Source organism: Corynebacterium freiburgense (assembly GCF_030408815.1).
Taxonomy (GTDB): domain Bacteria; phylum Actinomycetota; class Actinomycetes; order Mycobacteriales; family Mycobacteriaceae; genus Corynebacterium; species Corynebacterium freiburgense.
This window is the reverse complement of record NZ_CP047355.1, coordinates 2,919,993-2,936,406: the sequence shown is the minus strand read 5'-3', so window position 1 is coordinate 2,936,406 and position 16,414 is coordinate 2,919,993. Positions and strand designations below refer to the sequence as shown.

Annotated in this window: 14 protein-coding genes and 1 pseudogene; 4 read left to right on the top strand and 11 right to left on the bottom strand. The window is 48.5% G+C overall.

The annotated features are described in order from the left end of the window. Positions 1-28: 28 nt before the first annotated feature. Together CFREI_RS13205 and CFREI_RS13200 are read right to left on the bottom strand one after the other, a co-directional pair. Positions 29-2,428: a DUF6049 family protein gene (locus tag CFREI_RS13205; RefSeq protein WP_051255746.1), complete on the bottom strand. Its 2,400-nt coding sequence runs from the start codon at positions 2,426-2,428 to the stop codon at positions 29-31. Then, positions 2,425-3,093, bottom strand: a pseudogene (locus CFREI_RS13200) (NUDIX hydrolase); the annotation flags it as partial. The gene CFREI_RS13205 and the pseudogene CFREI_RS13200, both read right to left, overlap by 4 nt. 3 nt (positions 3,094-3,096) lie before the next feature. Between CFREI_RS13200 and CFREI_RS13195 the strand changes: the two are divergent. Genes CFREI_RS13195 through CFREI_RS13180 form a run of 4 tightly spaced genes read left to right on the top strand, consistent with a single transcriptional unit; the run spans position 3,097 to position 6,143 of the window. After that, positions 3,097-4,509, top strand: coding sequence for a CCA tRNA nucleotidyltransferase (locus CFREI_RS13195; protein WP_240483173.1), 1,413 nt, complete (start codon positions 3,097-3,099; stop codon positions 4,507-4,509). Positions 4,510-4,555: 46 nt separating this feature from the next. Beyond that, a complete protein-coding gene (locus CFREI_RS13190; RefSeq protein WP_027011527.1) occupies positions 4,556-5,161 on the top strand; it encodes a YqgE/AlgH family protein in 606 nt (201 codons plus the stop codon). A gap of 59 nt (positions 5,162-5,220) precedes the next feature. Next, positions 5,221-5,826 (top strand): AzlC family ABC transporter permease, encoded by a 606-nt coding sequence (locus CFREI_RS13185; RefSeq protein ID WP_240483189.1) that lies wholly within the window; start codon positions 5,221-5,223, stop codon positions 5,824-5,826. Continuing rightward, positions 5,721-6,143, top strand: coding sequence for an AzlD domain-containing protein (locus CFREI_RS13180; protein ID WP_084170622.1), 423 nt, complete (start codon positions 5,721-5,723; stop codon positions 6,141-6,143). The genes CFREI_RS13185 and CFREI_RS13180 overlap by 106 nt, the downstream gene beginning before the upstream one ends. A gap of 338 nt (positions 6,144-6,481) precedes the next feature. On the opposite strand, the gene CFREI_RS13175 is transcribed toward CFREI_RS13180, so the two are convergent. From CFREI_RS13175 to trpB (CFREI_RS13135), 9 genes are all read right to left on the bottom strand, one after another. Next, positions 6,482-7,429, bottom strand: a complete 948-nt coding sequence (locus tag CFREI_RS13175) for a bile acid:sodium symporter family protein (protein WP_027011523.1) — start codon at positions 7,427-7,429, stop codon at positions 6,482-6,484. Positions 7,430-7,558: 129 nt separating this feature from the next. Next, positions 7,559-7,927: a Rieske (2Fe-2S) protein gene (locus CFREI_RS13170; protein ID WP_240483172.1), complete on the bottom strand. Its 369-nt coding sequence runs from the start codon at positions 7,925-7,927 to the stop codon at positions 7,559-7,561. A 531-nt stretch (positions 7,928-8,458) separates the two neighbouring features. Further along, positions 8,459-9,259, bottom strand: coding sequence for a tryptophan synthase subunit alpha (gene trpA, locus CFREI_RS13165; protein WP_027011521.1), 801 nt, complete (start codon positions 9,257-9,259; stop codon positions 8,459-8,461). Next, positions 9,256-10,461, bottom strand: a complete 1,206-nt coding sequence (trpB, locus tag CFREI_RS13160; protein WP_027011520.1) for a tryptophan synthase subunit beta — start codon at positions 10,459-10,461, stop codon at positions 9,256-9,258. Before trpB (CFREI_RS13160) ends, trpA begins: the two co-directional genes overlap by 4 nt. Before the next feature lie 4 nt (positions 10,462-10,465). Then, positions 10,466-11,848 (bottom strand): bifunctional indole-3-glycerol-phosphate synthase TrpC/phosphoribosylanthranilate isomerase TrpF, encoded by a 1,383-nt coding sequence (trpCF, locus tag CFREI_RS13155; RefSeq protein ID WP_027011519.1) that lies wholly within the window; start codon positions 11,846-11,848, stop codon positions 10,466-10,468. Then, positions 11,841-12,857 (bottom strand): anthranilate phosphoribosyltransferase, encoded by a 1,017-nt coding sequence (trpD, locus tag CFREI_RS13150; protein ID WP_027011518.1) that lies wholly within the window; start codon positions 12,855-12,857, stop codon positions 11,841-11,843. Before trpD ends, trpCF begins: the two co-directional genes overlap by 8 nt. Beyond that, positions 12,854-13,423, bottom strand: a complete 570-nt coding sequence (locus CFREI_RS13145) for a glutamine amidotransferase-related protein (protein WP_027011517.1) — start codon at positions 13,421-13,423, stop codon at positions 12,854-12,856. The genes trpD and CFREI_RS13145 overlap by 4 nt, the downstream gene beginning before the upstream one ends. Then, positions 13,420-14,904, bottom strand: a complete 1,485-nt coding sequence (locus tag CFREI_RS13140; RefSeq protein WP_027011516.1) for an anthranilate synthase component 1 — start codon at positions 14,902-14,904, stop codon at positions 13,420-13,422. Before CFREI_RS13140 ends, CFREI_RS13145 begins: the two co-directional genes overlap by 4 nt. Continuing rightward, positions 14,901-16,229 (bottom strand): tryptophan synthase subunit beta, encoded by a 1,329-nt coding sequence (gene trpB, locus CFREI_RS13135; protein WP_027011515.1) that lies wholly within the window; start codon positions 16,227-16,229, stop codon positions 14,901-14,903. The genes CFREI_RS13140 and trpB (CFREI_RS13135) overlap by 4 nt, the downstream gene beginning before the upstream one ends. Between the last annotated feature and the right edge of the window lie 185 nt (positions 16,230-16,414).

Here is a 16,414-nt window from a genome sequence, read left to right as displayed (position 1 = left end):
GTGAGTGATTGCCGTCAGAGTTGCACATTTATTCTTTACGCGGCGCGCGTACTTGGGTTCGAGCGCTAGAATGCACCCGTTTTTGGGGAGCACGTTTGCGATTTTGTTTTCGTCGGTTGCTTCGAATGATTCTTGCTGCCAGTGCTACGCCTAGAATGGCGGCGGCGAGTAGTCCACTGATACTGGCGAATCCAGATCGTGTTTGCACACTGATTTCTACGGGGTCGCTAATTGCCGCACTATCTGGTGAGGCCAGCCACACGGTGAGGTCAGCGCGATCTCGTTGAGATTCCAGATCGGCGGTCATTTGCGTTGTAATTGATCCTTTGGCAGGGATTCGCAAAGATTCTGGGGTGTGGATAATGCCATCGCCGGTATAGCGAATATTAGCTACTACTGGAAGTGGTAAGCCATTGCGGGCAACAATAAGAAGGGGGGATGATTCGGAGATTCGGGTGTATACATTTCCTGGTGGCAATAGCGATACCGATGCGCGCAGTTGCTGCAGCATATCTCGGTTTCCATTGAGCGTCTGATCTGCCCTGCTGGTGACTGCAAGATAGTTTTCGCGATCCCTTCGACTTGCGGCGCTAAGCGCGCGTAGAATATCGCGTCGCAGGGGCGTCGTAAAGTCATATCGGCTCATTGCGATCATGGGGTCATTGACCATTAGGCCTGTGAGATCATCAATATAGTTCGCTTGCTGCGTTGCGCGTAGGACTTCGGTATCGCTAGGTGCTCCAGGGTCTGAAAATGGCACTCCATTCCCCTCCCCTGGGTCCACTTCCTCAATGTATTTTCGCAGTGTTTGCGGTTTCGCCAAACCTTCCTTCATTGCGGTTGCGGCGGCGTCGAGAAGCGAGGCGCCAGCTGTTGGCGATGCAATAGTTGAGGGTGGTACCGCGAGCACAGGTTTACCCTCCATAAGGGCCAAGCGTAACGACGTCGCGGCCACCAATGTTCGCGCATGTTCACCGTCCGCATAGTGGTTATAACGCCGAGCCTCATTGCTAAAACCCAAGGTCAGTGGTTTATCTCCTACCTCTGATAAGGTTTCCGCAAGTGATGCCTGGTATGGAATTGCATGTACACCTGGGGTTCCGGGTGGTAGTGCATTATCCGCAACCAGTACCTGAACCAAAGATCCGGATGGTCGGGCATGGGCAAGCCTATTAGGCATCTGGGGATTATTGAGTGAAGGTTCTGGGCCCATCCCCTGCTGCTCCGGTGGGGTTTGTTTTTCCCATTCGGTGGCAGGATCTTGTGAAGTCGCATATACAAGTGGACCAAGGTGCTGGACATATCCAGACCCAGGAATAACAATATTTTGTTCCGGGCGAACCCCTAAGATTCGTTCAATAACCTTCGGTCCACGAGCAATTGCCTCCCGCATGAGCCATTCATTGCCTGTCCGCGAGACTGCGTCAACATCCGTATCTGACCAAGGCAATGAGACCGTGCACCCGCCTTCGGCCAGTAGCCTAACCTTAGCGATCCACTCTCCCGCAACTAATTGGCCTGTTCCCGGAGTCAACTCCATATTATTGGCTGATCCCCAACTATCCCGGAGTCGTTTCTTTTGAGAAACTGGACTGGGCCGCTGCGAACCAACCGAATAACCACGGCTCATGCGTTCAACAACATCAAGGAGCTCTGGATCAATAGCCAAGCACATTGCATCCCGTAGTCCGCGATTGTTCGGATCCGATGTAGCTGCAAGTGCATCATCTACTAATTGGTCTAACCTGCCGCCATCAATGAGCTCGCCAGCAAGGCGTTCATCTTGGAGAATAAGCGGCGAAGTTCCAGGTGCTTCTCCAGTCTCTCCTGCAACCAAACCGGTATCTGCACTCAGTGGCCACAACATGGTAAACCCTACTGGATCTGCGGGTTTTTCCTCCCCTGGAACATGCAATAATACGCGGCTGGAATGCAGATATGACTCCATTTCGCCACCTATTTGTCCATTAAGGTTCACTAATAGCGGATATATTCCGGGTTCTGTAATACCCAATGACTCAAGAGACAGCGACCAAGATGCATCCTTTGTTTCACCAGGATCTAAATCCCACCCGAGACTACGAAAATCACCGGCATGAATATTGAAATTAGATTCCTGCTCGGACAGAATTTGTTTGGCATCAGCGACATTATGTACTTGTCCGGCTCGCTGAATTCGAACGGATAAATCAGTTACTTTTTGCGTTTCATTACTTTGAATCGCTGCTTTAATTCGAACATTTTTATCAACGGTGAATGCTTCGTTTATATCGATTCGGACGCTAGCTTGAGCGTCTTTTGCGCGCACCTTTGGCGCAGTCCATTGACTAACCACGAGAGGGTCATCAGGGCGTGTGGGTACCGGAATTGCATCAGCGGTGGGAACAAGCAAAAGCGGTGCTATGGCAAGCGGAATCCAACACCTCACTGTGGCGTCGCCCTTCCCTCCATATGCTCTTTTCGAGCGAGATCAGGCAATAGATCATGTGCCTTACGTGCTAGTTTTCGCTCATCCGCGTAGGCCAGGCGTTCAATAAGTTCACTCACAGGAATCCAGGAAACTTCTGTAACTTCCGGATCCTCGTCATTGAGGTCGCCATCCAAATAACGAAGCAAATGGTGATGGACGGTCTTATGAATGCGCATACCATCAGAAACAAACCAATAATCAATCACGCCAAGATCTGCAAAAACCTGTCCGTGAACTCCTGTTTCTTCCCAAACTTCACGTTCTGCAGTTGTGGCACGGTTTTCGCCTTGTTCAACATGTCCTTTAGGCATGGACCACAATAGCCGTCCACGACGGTCGAGGCGCCCAATAAGAGCAACATAGATTCGGCTGAGATCTACCGTCCCATCTTTTTGTACAGCCTCAGCTAAACCTGAGACGACTAATCCGCCAGCAGAGGTTTCATTGCTGGTTCGCATGCGTGTGGACTGGCGGCGAGGCTTTTGTGCCTTACCTTGGGGAGAACGACGTCGTGACTGTGCCGGACGCTTCCGGCGGCGACGGCGCTTACGATGAGCACCATCTTGTTGACGTTCCTTCTCGTTCATCCTCCTGATGGTATCAAACCACCGAGTAGACTCATCTGCGTGACAATAGAGGAAAACCAGCTCAAAGAACTCGAAGCCGTCCAAGAAGTATTAACGCCGCTCGCTCAAGCATTCGCAGAGCGTGGTCATAGTGTCTTTTTAGTAGGCGGGTCCGTCCGGGATGCCCTTTTAGGTGAACTTGGTCATGACCTTGATTTCACCACTGATGCACGCCCGGACGTGGTGCGAGAGATACTGGATTCCTATGCTGATACTGTCTGGGATACAGGCATTGAGTATGGCACATTGTCAGCGGAAAAAAATGGTCACCAAATTGAAGTTACAACCTTCCGCTCAGATGTTTACGACGGAGAATCACGAAACCCCGAAGTGACCTTTGGCGACACTTTAGAAGGTGACCTTATCCGACGCGATTTCAAAGTAAATGCGATGGCAGTGGAACTACATCCAGATGGCGGCTTAACGTTCCACGACCCCACAGGCGGTTACGCGGACTTGAAATCGAAACGCATTGATACGCCGTCAACCCCAGAGATCTCATTTAATGATGATCCATTAAGAATGTTGCGTGCGGCACGATTTGTTTCTCAACTCGGTTTTAGTGTGGCAGATCGCGTTCAAGAGGCTTTGGTAGAAATGTCTCCGCAGATTTCCCGTATTACAGTAGAGCGTGTACGGGCTGAGCTGGATAAACTCATGCTAGGCCGGGCACCATGGGCTGGCATCAATCTGATGGTTAATAGTGGAATTGCAGACCATGTGTTCCCCGAGATTCCAGGTATGAAACTCACTCAAGATGAACATATGCAGCACAAGGACGTCTATGCGCATTCGATGCAAGTCTTGCGTCAAGCGATTGAGCAAGAGGAAGAACCGGACCTTGTTTTACGGTGGGCTGCGTTTTTACATGATTGTGGTAAACCCGCTACAAGGGCTTTTAAACCAAATGGAGGGGTAACCTTCCATCATCATGAAGTAGTTGGTGCAAAGCTCGTTAGAAAGCGTATGCGAACTTTAAAATATTCGAAAAGTGTAGTTCATGACGTTAGCCAACTTGTATATTTGCATATGCGTTTCCATGGATTTGGAGAAGGGCGGTGGACTGATTCCGCAGTCAGACGGTATGTCAATGACGCTGGTCCTCTCCTGCCACGCCTTTTGAAGCTTGTTCGTGCGGATTGCACGACCCGTAATCAGCGGAAAGCACAACGACTGCAGCGTACATGCGACCACTTAGAGGAGCGAATTCAGGTTCTAGCCGCAAAAGAAGATCTGGAAAAAGTACGCCCAGATTTGAACGGTAATGAAATCATGGATCTTTTGGGATTGCAACCAGGACCGGATGTGGGTCGCGCGTGGGCTTTCCTTAAAGAACTGCGCTTAGAACAGGGACCTTTAGAGCGTGAAGAAGCAATCTTGAAACTTAAGGCATGGTGGGCCGAACAGAAGTAATATGGCAGGATTAATGGTTAGTTTTTAAAAACCTTAAGGAGGTGTCATGGAAGATTATTTTGCTGATCGACTTTTCCTAGCATTAGAACGAAATACTCCAAAGCCTGGGATGCTGCTTGTTGCGGCTCCTGGTATGTACTCTGATGATTTTGCGCGAAGCGTTGTTCTTATTGTCGAGCACAGCCAGTACATGACTTTTGGGGTTAATCTCACTTCTCGTTTGGATGTAGCAGTTGCAAATGTAATGCCAGAATGGTTGCCTTGTGTAGCTAAACCACAGGCGTTGTACCTAGGCGGGCCGCTTCATCAAGAAAGTGTCGTTGGTGTTGGCGTTACAAAACTCGGCGTTGATGAAAACGCTCATGAAGTGTTTAAGAAGCTGGCGAATCGCATAGTGCACGTCGACTTGCGGGCTGATCCCAATGAAATTGCAGAATACCTCGATGGTATGCGTTTATTTGCAGGTTTCGCCGAATGGGCTCCTGGTCAATTGGATCAAGAAATCAATAGAGGAGACTGGTTTGTTGCACCAGCCCTACCTTCAGACGTTATTGCTGCGGGAAGTACTGATGTTTGGGGTGATGTAATGCGTCGTCAGAACTTCCCTCTCCCCTTGTTTTCGACGTTTCCCATCGACATGATGGATAACTGATCATTGTGTTTCACGTGAAACAGGCTTTACGTGATTCTTGGCCAGTTGCGGTGGGATTAATGCCGCTTGGTTTAGCGTTTGGTTTGCTAATCACAGGTGCGGGGTTTGCTTGGTGGTGGGCACCAATTTTCTCCATCCTTATCTATGCAGGGAGTATGGAATTTCTTGCCGTAAGCTTGATAACAAGTGGCGTAGGAATTGTTTCTGCTAGCTTTACTGGACTGTTGGTCAATTTCCGCCATATCTTTTATGGACTAACATTTCCCCGCTCGGTTATTACGTCACGATTAGGCTTGTTGTACTCTACGTATGCGCTTACGGACGAGGCCTATGCATTAACCGCAGGAAAGGAAAATCCTGACCCCAGATATCTCCTACACATTCAGTGGATATGTCAAGCTATTTGGGTCGTGTCTGGAATTATTGGTGCTATAACTGGTTCGCTGCTGCCATCGTTTACCGGTGCAGAATTCGCGTTGACAGCATTGTTTGTGGTACTTGCCTACGAAGGTTTTCGGGCCAGCAAAGATTGGTCGTTGGTTGTCACCGCGTTTGCGTCATGTTTGGTAGGAAATATGGCGCTAGCTTTTTGCGTCTATTTTTCTGTGCTTGTACTGAGGTACCGAATTCCTCGTTTAGATGCAGTGCTTACTTGGAGGTACTAGTGTTTGGGCTACCAGAAGGAATCTCACTCGGATATACCGTGTCAATTCTATTGTCCATTGGTACAGTGACTGTCTTACTTCGCTGGCTGCCATTTAGGATCGTATCTACGCTTCGAGGTAGCAGTTTTTTAAATCTCCTAAGTCAGACAATGCCTGTGGGCGTTATGCTCATTTTGGTGGTTTACACCGCGCCAAGTTTTTCTTGGGCCTATCTATTTTCTGTTGCTATCACCTTGGCTCTTCATATTTGGCGTAAATCTGCCGTTCTTTCGATCCTTACAGGCACCTCGCTGTACATGCTCTTAATGAATATCTAGGCTGCTGGTTTTTACAACTTCTGTGCAGCTTCTATCCAGAGCGCCTCAAACTCAAGATGGGTTATGAGCTTGAAATCAATGTCCGAGTAAGATCCGTAAGAATCCGGATGTGGTACGTGCTTGTTTGGAACGGTCATAATGCCTTTACTGAGACCCTCAGACGACCAGATTCCAGAAATGCTATTTCCATCCATCATTTCGATGAGTCGCTTCATTTTGCACATATTTGTCCCCTCGATAGGGCTTAGTTCCGCAATATGAACCGGGCTGGCGAGACCAGGAATTGAGTAAGAAGTTTTTACATATACTTGTTTCACGTGAAACACCAGGTTTGTTTCCTATTCAGATAGCCGTGCGTATTGTGATGCTAATGCTGCGCACATCATAAGCTGTACTTGGTGGAAAATCATAAGTGGCAGGATAAGTATTCCAATATTGCTCCCGCCAAAAATAACCGCAGCCATTGGTAAACCGGTTGCAAGCGACTTTTTGGTACCACAGAATTGAATGGCAATTCTATGTGTTTTAGCGAAACGCAACTTCTTTGCTATGAAGTCTGTTAACCATAGCATGGACGCTACAAGCCCTATGGAAAAAATGATTAAACCCAAGATTTCCAAGACCCCGACTCTATTCCATATACCTTCAATTACTCCGGCTGAAAAAGCTGAATAAACCACCATGGCTATAGATCCTCGATCAACAACTTTAGTTGTTTTGTTTTCTGCGATGTCTTTCACTAAAGGGCGGAAGAGTTGCCCGAGGATAAAAGGGAGTAAGAGTTGGATCGAAATATCTAAAAAGACTCCCCCATCGATTATGACTGATTCTTGCGTCATCAAGAGCATCACCAACACAGGCGTAATAACAACACCAAGGAGGTTTGAAGCAGAAGCACTCACAATGGCCCCTGCGACGTCGCCACGCGCAATGGATGTAAAGGCGACAGATGACTGAACAGTTGATGGTACTAATGTCAGATATAAAATCCCAAGATATAACTCCTGCCCTATCCAATTAGCAGAAGGCGCAAGTGCCCAACCGATAAGTGGAAAGAGAATGTACGTAAAGCAGAGGATCGTTATATGTAGCTGCCAGTGTTTAAGCCCGGCTAGCGCTTCCCGTGTAGAGAGGCGAGCACCGTATAAGAAGAAAAGCAGGGCTATAGCTAATTTAATTGCGAGACTAAACCACTCAGCTGCTTGTCCGTGTATAGGAACGAAAATGGCTAAGATTACTGCGATGATTATTAAGGTAATAAGAGGATCTGGCTTTTTAAACGGCATATTGTCACGTTACTTCAAGGCAGTATGTTGCAGTGAATATATGCAAGGTTAATGGAGAGGGCAAGAGCCGGCGGATCAATGAATGTTCGCGCCGGCTCTTACAGTTGTTTCACGTGAAACAATGAGTGCTTAGAGAGAAGCTTCTAAGGTGTCGCCATTTGCAGTTAATGTAGCAGGCATTAATCCAGAGCGAGATGGTCCAGATTGTACTGCCCCATCTTCAATGGAAAAGATGGAGTTATGAGTGGGGCATTCTACAGTTCCGTCGTCGTGAACTATAGAGACGGGAGAGCCCTGGTGTGGGCAACTGGCAGAGTATGCTTTGTAGATGCCTTTGGTGGGTTGGGCAATAATAAATCCATTGACAATAATGGCTTTACCCAATGGAACATCGGAAGCTGGAACATCTTCTGTTTTGGTGCTACCGCAAGCTGCGAGTAATGCACCACCAAATGTTGTTGCTGTAGCAACTAAAAAGAGGCGGCGTGAGCAAGTCATAGATCTAGTATCCCACATAAAGATTAAAGTCACAGTGACGTTATTGGCCCTGGGCTGAGTAGCATAAATGCAGATCTTAATATTTATACAAATTAACCTCTGGGAGTTTCATGTGAAGCGAGGATCCGTTGCGGGTGCTCATTTTGGAAAGGTTGTTTGGCGGTGTTCAAAACCCTGCGGATATCGGTGCTCAGGTGAGGACTATCTCAAAAAGAAATGATTTCTCGTTTTTGAATTACTGGCGGTAATTAATTGGCCTCAAGGTGATGGGCAAGCGTCGCTGACCAATTTGGTCCATGTTCATACTTTCCCGGTTTGCTATTTTACGACGCCGCTTTAGCTTAGCGAGCGTCGATTTCGCTTAAACTGTTAGTAATGGTGCGCTGTGCCCCGCTCTTCCCGTCTTAGGGGCGAATTAAAGGCGAGTAATACGAAGTAATCATTGAGTGTTTCACGTGAAACATTTAGGAAAAGCAGTGGAAAAAAGTACCCATGTTTCACGTGAAACATGGGTACTTTACTGGCAAGGACTTAATCTCTTGTAGCCGATTTCATCTCTGTGACAAACTTCCGGATTCGCTCGAGCAATTCCGGTTCATCGTATTGCTCGATAAGCTTACTTAAAGCCGAACCGCAAATTGCGCCTGCGGCACCTGCTTTCATTGCATTCCGGACGTGTTCGGGGGTGGAAATGCCGAAGCCAAGGAGCGCCGGTGGACCGCCGAAACTTTTTAGGTGTTTCACTATGTCGGATAGTCCGTCGGTAGAAGATTCCCATTCGGTTCCGGTTACGCCGACACGTGAAACAGCGTAAGTATATCCCCTACTGTTTTCAGCTACACCAACAAGAGTGTCTGGTGTGGCGTGAGGTGGAGCAATAAAAATTGGGTCTATCCCCTGCTCGATTGCGGCTTTTGCAAACGGTCGTCCCTCACGTATCGGGACATCAGGCAATAAGACGGAATCAGCACCTGAAGCGGCTACGTCTTTGTAGAATTGCTCGGTTCCACGGGCGAAGGCAACGTTGCCGTAAATCAGAAGCCCAATTGGTATATGTGGATGTGCATCGCGTATTTGTCGAACGATTCGCAGCGCGGTATCTACATCAACGTTAGAATTTAAAGCTCGAATATGTGCCTTTTGGATGGTAGGGCCGTCAGCTACAGGGTCCGAAAAGGGAACCCCTAATTCAAGTGCGTCTGCGCCTGCTTGGATGGCCGTATCAATGATTTTGAAGCTGAGTTCAGGAGTTGGGTCCCCTAGCATGAAAAAAGGCACGAATGCACCTTCATCTCCCAAACGCTCAAACATTGCGGTGTATCGTTGGCTCATTGGTGCTCCTCTAGTTGGTATTCAGGGTGGGTCTCAAGGGTGGAGCGTACGTGATCTACATCCTTGTCTCCGCGACCAGATAATGAGACCAATATTGTGAGGTTATCGTCGGTGGATGTCTTGGCTCGCTTCAGTGCGTATGCCATGGCGTGGCTAGATTCAAGAGCGGGGATTATTCCTTCATAACGGCATAGAAGTTGGAAAGCTTCCAATGCTTCAGCATCTGTAATGCCTACGTATTGAGCGCGGCCAATGGAATGTAAGTAGGCGTGTTGTGGACCGACGCCGGGATAATCCAGCCCTGCAGAAATTGAATAGGATTCCTCAACCTGGCCGTCAGAAGTGCGCATAAGGTAGCTTCGAGCGCCATGTAGGATCCCTACTTTTCCGGCGTGGATTGGTGCTCCATGCTTGCCTGAATCGAGTCCTTCTCCAGCCGGCTCTACGCCGACTAATTCAACAGGATCATCAATAAAATCAGCGAAAATACCTATAGCATTCGATCCCCCACCGACACAGGCTGTGACAATATCCGGTAGGCGGCCGATTCGATCTAGGATTTGTGCCCGGGCTTCTGTTGAAATTACACGGTGGAATTCGCGAACAATTGTAGGGAATGGATGTGGCCCCGCAGCGGTACCTAGGAGATAGTGAGATTCGTGGAATGTAGCTGTCCAATCTCGGAGTGCTTCATTTACAGCGTCTTTAAGAGTACCTGACCCATTTGAAACCGGCACGACGTGAGCACCCATGAGTTTCATGCGATACACATTAGGCTGTTGGCGTCGGACATCCTCCTCCCCCATATAAATCACGCATTCAAGCCCAAGAAGTGAACATGCCAATGCAGTAGCGGTGCCATGTTGACCGGCACCAGTTTCCGCAATAATGCGGGTTTTGCCCATGCGCTTTGCTAATAGCGCCTGGGCGATTACTTGGTTTGTTTTGTGGGCACCGCCATGAACAAGATCTTCTCGTTTCAGAAAGATACGTGCATTGCCCTCTATCGGCAGATTAGAGCATTCAGTCAAAGGAGTGGGGCGTCCAAGATAGTCACGTAAATAGGTTTGCAGTTCTCGTTGAAATGATTCGTCATTCATTGCATCGACGAATGCATGCTCTAGTTGATCCAGCGCTGGGATTAGAAGTTCGGGAACGAATTGCCCACCGAACTCTCCAAAGTATGCGGGCAGAAGTGTCACGGGATTACCTGTCTGTACGGATGGTATGGAAAACGGTCGCCAGTTTAGTAGCGTCTTTATCTACGGAGTGTACGTACTCAACTCCGGAATTTAGGTCTAGGCCAAGGCACCCTGTACGAAGTGCAGAAGTAATATTGGAGGGGCCAATTCCACCAGCAAGTAGAGTTTTGTTCTTGACGTACTGAGGAATCGTAGTCCAGTCAAATTGGGTCCCGGTACCGCCACCACCGGAATCGAGTACCAGCATGTCTACGTGAGAGTAAAGAGCTTGTGCGTATTCGGAACCACGTGGATCACTCATTGAGATCGCCCGCCACATTTGCTTATTGGGAAGCGCTGAGCGCGCGGCGTCGATAAGCGCAAGTTCGTCGGCGACTGTTTCGCTTAATGGTGCATGGATTTGAAGTGCTGTAATACCTGGGGCATCGAGTTCAAAAAAGTTTGCTGTGCGTCTTGTAACCGCAACATAGGTTAAATCAGGTTCTGCGTCTATGATTTTTTGCGCTGTTTCACGTGAAACATTGCGGGGTGAATTAGCCTCGAATATCAATCCTCCATAGATAGCGCCATGCGCTCGCGCAAGCTGAGCTCCGCGAGCGGTAGTAAGGCCGCAAACTTTATGGGTGCCATAGACAAGTTCTCTGCACGCGCGGTCTATATCGGGTTGGCCGGTTAGTTGAGAGCCAACCAAGAATCCATGTACATGTGGTGCGACCTGTCGGACAGAAGCATGATCGCGGATACCAGATTCCGCAATCAACACAGTCCCTGCCGGCGCAAGCGGTGCCAGTGTCGCTGAACGGGATAGATCAATACTTAGATCATGAAGATTGCGGTGGTTAACTCCAATAATCTTTGCGCCTAAAGCGGCGGCGCGTTGCATTTCTTGTTCCGAAATCACTTCGGTCAAGATATCCAAGTTATACTCCTCCGCTAAGGCGGCAAGCTCACGATATTCATTATCTGACAAAATCGAGAGCATAAGGAGAATTGCATCGGCGCCGAAGAGCCGTGCTGCGCGGATTTGCTCGGGGGCAATAATAAAATCTTTACAGAGCACTGGAAGATGCGTGCTAGCGGCAACCGTGGCTAAGTGATCGTAATCTCCACCGAACCTGTCTGGCTCGCATAGTACTGAGATGGCAGAGGCGTAACGTGAGTAAACGCGAGCAATATCGCCAGGACGGTAGTCAGCTCGAATAAGTCCCAGTGACGGCGAAGCGGACTTACATTCCATAATAAAGCGATTTTCGCCATTTAAAGCCTTATAGAGGCTCTTAGATGACCTTTCCGGGTTTGGCATCGCCTGAATACGTTCAGCGATCTCAGGGACGCGCAAACGTCGATTTTGCACAATCTCTTGAAGTATGGTTGGTATCTCAGCCATAGTTCGCCTCCTCGTGGGTCTGTAGCCAACTACGAACTTGGCCGTTTTGGATTAAATCTTTTGCCAAGTCTGTACCTTCTCTAAAGTTTTGAACCCTGCCGTGCAGATAGAACATCGCTGCAGCATTCATGGCAATTGCGTCGGTGTGTGCTTCTGGTGCCTCGCCTGCGAAGACTGACCGTAATAGTTTTGCGTTTTCTTGGCCATCACCACCTTGAAGCGAAGATAATTGATGTGTTTGTACGCCAAAATCTTGTGGTGTAACGGTGTAGTGTGAAATTTCTCCGTCGCGCAATTCCCAAACTTCGGTAGGTCCATGGACAGCAAATTCATCAATACCAGACCCATGAACCACAAGCGCCCGCGAACGACCAAGCTCTCGCATAACCTGAATGACCGGTTCGCCAAGCGAAGGCTTATTTACGCCCATGAGTTGTAATTTGGGCTTTGCCGGACTTAGGAGCGGCCCAAGAATATTAAATAGTGTAGGTACACGTAGTGCTTTCCGTACCGGCATAACTAAAGCGATTGCCGGATGATATGCGGGTGCAAAAAGAAATGTGAAATTTGATGCTCTCACCTGTTTTTCAGCCCGGTCTACATCGAGGTCGAGTGGAATATTTAAAGCTTCGAGCACATCTGCAGACCCAGATTTGGAGCTTACGGATCGGTTTCCATGCTTAATGACCATATTGCCGCCTGCAGCAGTCACAAGGGATGCTCCGGTTGAAATATTGATGGTATTGGAGTTATCGCCGCCGGTTCCGGCGGTATCGAGGATCCCCTCCCCAGTTAGTGGAAAGGGGCGTGCTGCCTTAAGGAATGCTTGAGCTGCGCCGGCGATATCCGCTACGGATTCTCCACGGGTGCGGATGGTTGCTAGCAATGCTGCGATATGTACGTCATCATAGGCGCCCACCGTAAGCGGGGTAAATACTTCTTTTGCTTCTTCAACACTGGGGTTGGGATTATCAAGGTATCGACGAAGTTTTTCGTGGGCGTCGCTCATTTTCCGCCTCCAAGCGTAACTAGTGCTTTTTCTAAAATTTGTGGGCCGGTTGGGCTGAGGATTGATTCCGGATGAAATTGCAATCCCAGAACTTTTTCTTCGGGCGAATAGGCGGCCATAATAACTTTCCCAATTTCTGATTCACAGGTACCCAAAGTAAGAAGGTTTTTCGTCACTGTGACGCAACCGAGTGAATGGTAACGAGCCACCCGAGTTTCACCACCAAAAAATTCTTCGCCAGCTTTGGTTAATGTTAGCGTGTCTGCGACTCCGTGAACGGGCCCACATGGAACCACAGCACAGCCGAGGTGCTCAAGGATTGCTTGGAAACCCAGACAAATTCCAAGCAAGGGAATCTTGCCGTAAGATTCGGCAACAATATTCATTAGATTGCCGGCTTCACGTGGGTGACCTGGTCCAGGCGAAAGGCAAATTACATCTGGCTGTACTGACAATACTTTCTGAACATCGACAGTGTTTCGGAACACCACACAATCATGTTCTGCGAATGCATCCATGAGGTTGTATACAAAAGAATCGCGATTATCTATCAAAACTATCTTCATCGTTTCACCTCAACTTCAGCACCAACAGCGGCGGCAATGGCGTGCAGAACCGCATAGGCTTTATGGAGAGTCTCATCTGCCTCGGCTTGCGGGTCTGAGTCTCGTACTACCCCAGCTCCCGCTTGAACCGCAGCCATACCGTTATGGACGTATGCTGAGCGAATTACAATGCAAGTATCCATATCCCCTCCCCCGCGAAGGTAACCAACTGCTCCGCCGTACGAGCCTCGTCGGTGCTTTTCGACGCCCCGTAGCAGCTCTGTAGCACGAAGCTTAGGAGCACCCGTTAAAGTGCCCATATTCATACAAGCACGGTAGGCGTCAAGCGCGTCTAATTCTGGATGCAGAGTTGCAATTACGCGGCTTACTAAGTGCATAACTCGCGAATAGCGATCGACTTTCATAAGTTCAGCAACCTGTCGCGTTCCCGGTACGGCTACTCTGGCGACGTCGTTACGTGCAAGGTCTACGAGCATCGTGTGCTCAGAAATTTCTTTAGCATCTGTGCGTAGCTCAAGTTCATTACGAATATCGAGTTCATGAGTGCTACCACGTGGTCTTGTTCCTGCAATTGGATAAAGCTCAACTTGGCGCGTAGCAGCAGTGAACTTTAGGCTGGATTCGGGTGATGCTCCGAAAAGTTCAGAGCCGCCGCTACGCACATAGAACATATAAGGACTTGGATTCGTTTCACGCAGTATTCGATATGCTGCGAAAGCATCGTTGCAAGGAATCGTAAACGTTCGAGCTGGCACTACCTGGTAGATATCACCGTTCCTAATGTTTTCTTGTAGCTGAATTACCTGTTCCCTAAACTCTGCATCACTAATATCTGCCGTGGCGGTAAGTTTCGGTGTTTCACGTGAAACAGTCCGTTTAGGAAGCGGAGCGTCGATACGCTTCGCAAAATCTTCAATAACTGGTGACAAATCTTGATCAGGATCCAAAGAGAGTGCTTGGATTTCAGCAGTTTTCGCTTGATGATCAATAACGAGTAACACTTCAGCTACAAGGAATTCGTAATCAGGAAAGCTGTTTACAGAGTCCAAAACTGCCGGGAGTTCTTCAAATGAATCGAGATAATCAAAGGCAAACCCACCAGCAAGAAACGGCCAGCCTTCGATTTCATATCCAGGATCCATTTGTAATTTCCGGAGAACTTCGATGCTGCTCAGCGCAGTAAGCCTATCCCACTCATTGGGAGCATTGCTTACAGGAAATACGAGGTCTTGGCCAAGCTGGTTGCAAATCCTCTGCCGAATAAGCAGCCCGGATTGAGTTAATGGCTCGATGCTCACACGCTGCCCTTTACACGTGACTCGAGCACTGGCCTGCAACACGGCTATTGAAGAGAGACCTTCTTTTGACGTAATGTCTGCACTTTCTAAAAGTACAACATCGTTTCCATGATCTAAATGCTGGAAAAGAGCGGAAGCATCTTCGTGGTAGCGGACTGGTCGCGTAATAACGTTTGGAATCATGCCTCCCCCAAAGCAGTTCGAAGGGAGCCAATAGCTTCAGAGATATCAAGATCTCGTACTGGAAGTTGTTCAGGATCCTCGCCAGCGAGATCGCCTAGCAGTGCTCGAACATAATTTACGTCTTTATCTCCACGACCCGATAGATTAACCAAAATATTTAGTTCCTCGCCAGTCGCTTCTGCTTGCTCGGCGAGCTTCAAAGCGTATGCTAACGCGTGGCTTGATTCAAGAGCTGGAATAATACCTTCGTATCGTGAAAGCATGCGAAACGCTTGAAGCGCTTCAGCATCTGTAATTCCGACGTATTCTGCCCTGCCTGATTCCAGCAGAAAAGCATGCTCAGGCCCCACGCCTGGATAGTCTAAACCTGCAGAAACGGAATGTGATGGGAGAACTGAATCGTCTTCACCGAGCATTACATAGGAACGTGATCCATGGAGTATGCCTACTCGGCCACGGCAAAGAGGTGCTCCATGCTTTCCGGAGTCTAATCCTTCACCAGCAGGCTCGACGCCAATAAGCCGTACATTTTCGTTACCTTCTTTATTCGTTAGGTAATCAGCAAACGCGCCAATAGCATTTGATCCACCACCTACTGCAGCAACAACAACATCAGGTAGCCGTTCAGTAAGTTCCACCATTTGTTTGCGTGATTCACGTGAAATAATCGCCTGGAATTCTTTAACCAATGTTGGAAACGGATGTGGTCCAGCTGCGGTACCAAGGAGATAGTGGGTATTTTTATAAGACTTAACCCAGTCCATCAAAGCAACGTCAATAGCGTTTTCAAGGCCGTTGCCCTGTTCTTCTTCGACGGGAACTACCTCAGCACCCATAAGGCGCATGCGGTAGACATTAGGTTGTTGTCGGGCGATATCACGTGCCCCCATATAGATAGTGCATTTCATACCAAACAGTGCGGCAACCATGGCTGTGGCAGTCCCATGCTGTCCTGCACCAGTTTCGGCTATAAGCCGAGTTTTGCCTAGGCGTTTTGCTAGCAATGCTTGAGCAATAACTTGATTTCCTTTATGAGCCCCACCATGAACAAGGTCTTCACGTTTCAGAAATATCTTTGCTTTACCCTTCCCCTTCCCTGCTAATGGGAGATTTGCACATTCAGTGATAGGGGTCGGTCGGCCAAGATAATTATTGTAAAGTGTCCGCAGCTCTTCTTTAAAAGTAGGATCGTTGATAGCGTCTACATAAGCTCGCTCCAGTTCATCTAGAACTGGGTAGAGCATTTCGGGTACATATTGTCCGCCGAATTCGCCAAAATACGCATTGAGAAGCGTGTCACGGTGTTTAATTTCGGGGGTTTGCATTTAGTCTGCCTTCCTGAGTGAGGTTCCTTCACTTTTCGGCGGGACTTATGCAAACGAAGAAAAAGCCCGTGCTTCAAAGTGAAGCGTGCGAGCCTTAGATATGTCGGTGTATCAGTGGCTCGCTAGTTAGCGCGCCACCACCAGTTGGTAGGTTTTAGATCCTGTACTTTCGACATGCGACTAGA

Bases quoted from the DNA above. Each gene is read 5' to 3' on its own strand.
- CFREI_RS13145 (WP_027011517.1), bottom strand. From the start codon at position 13,423: ATGAAGATAGTTTTGATAGATAATCGCGATTCTTTTGTATACAACCTC.
- CFREI_RS13185 (WP_240483189.1), top strand. From the start codon at position 5,221: ATGCCGCTTGGTTTAGCGTTTGGTTTGCTAATCACAGGTGCGGGGTTT.
- CFREI_RS13180 (WP_084170622.1), top strand. From the start codon at position 5,721: ATGTTTGGTAGGAAATATGGCGCTAGCTTTTTGCGTCTATTTTTCTGT.
- trpD (WP_027011518.1), bottom strand. From the start codon at position 12,857: ATGAGCGACGCCCACGAAAAACTTCGTCGATACCTTGATAATCCCAAC.
- CFREI_RS13190 (WP_027011527.1), top strand. From the start codon at position 4,556: ATGGAAGATTATTTTGCTGATCGACTTTTCCTAGCATTAGAACGAAAT.
- trpA (WP_027011521.1), bottom strand. From the start codon at position 9,259: ATGAGCCAACGATACACCGCAATGTTTGAGCGTTTGGGAGATGAAGGT.
- trpCF (WP_027011519.1), bottom strand. From the start codon at position 11,848: ATGGCTGAGATACCAACCATACTTCAAGAGATTGTGCAAAATCGACGT.
- CFREI_RS13140 (WP_027011516.1), bottom strand. From the start codon at position 14,904: ATGATTCCAAACGTTATTACGCGACCAGTCCGCTACCACGAAGATGCT.
- trpB (WP_027011515.1), bottom strand. From the start codon at position 16,229: ATGCAAACCCCCGAAATTAAACACCGTGACACGCTTCTCAATGCGTAT.
- CFREI_RS13175 (WP_027011523.1), bottom strand. From the start codon at position 7,429: ATGCCGTTTAAAAAGCCAGATCCTCTTATTACCTTAATAATCATCGCA.
- CFREI_RS13170 (WP_240483172.1), bottom strand. From the start codon at position 7,927: ATGACTTGCTCACGCCGCCTCTTTTTAGTTGCTACAGCAACAACATTT.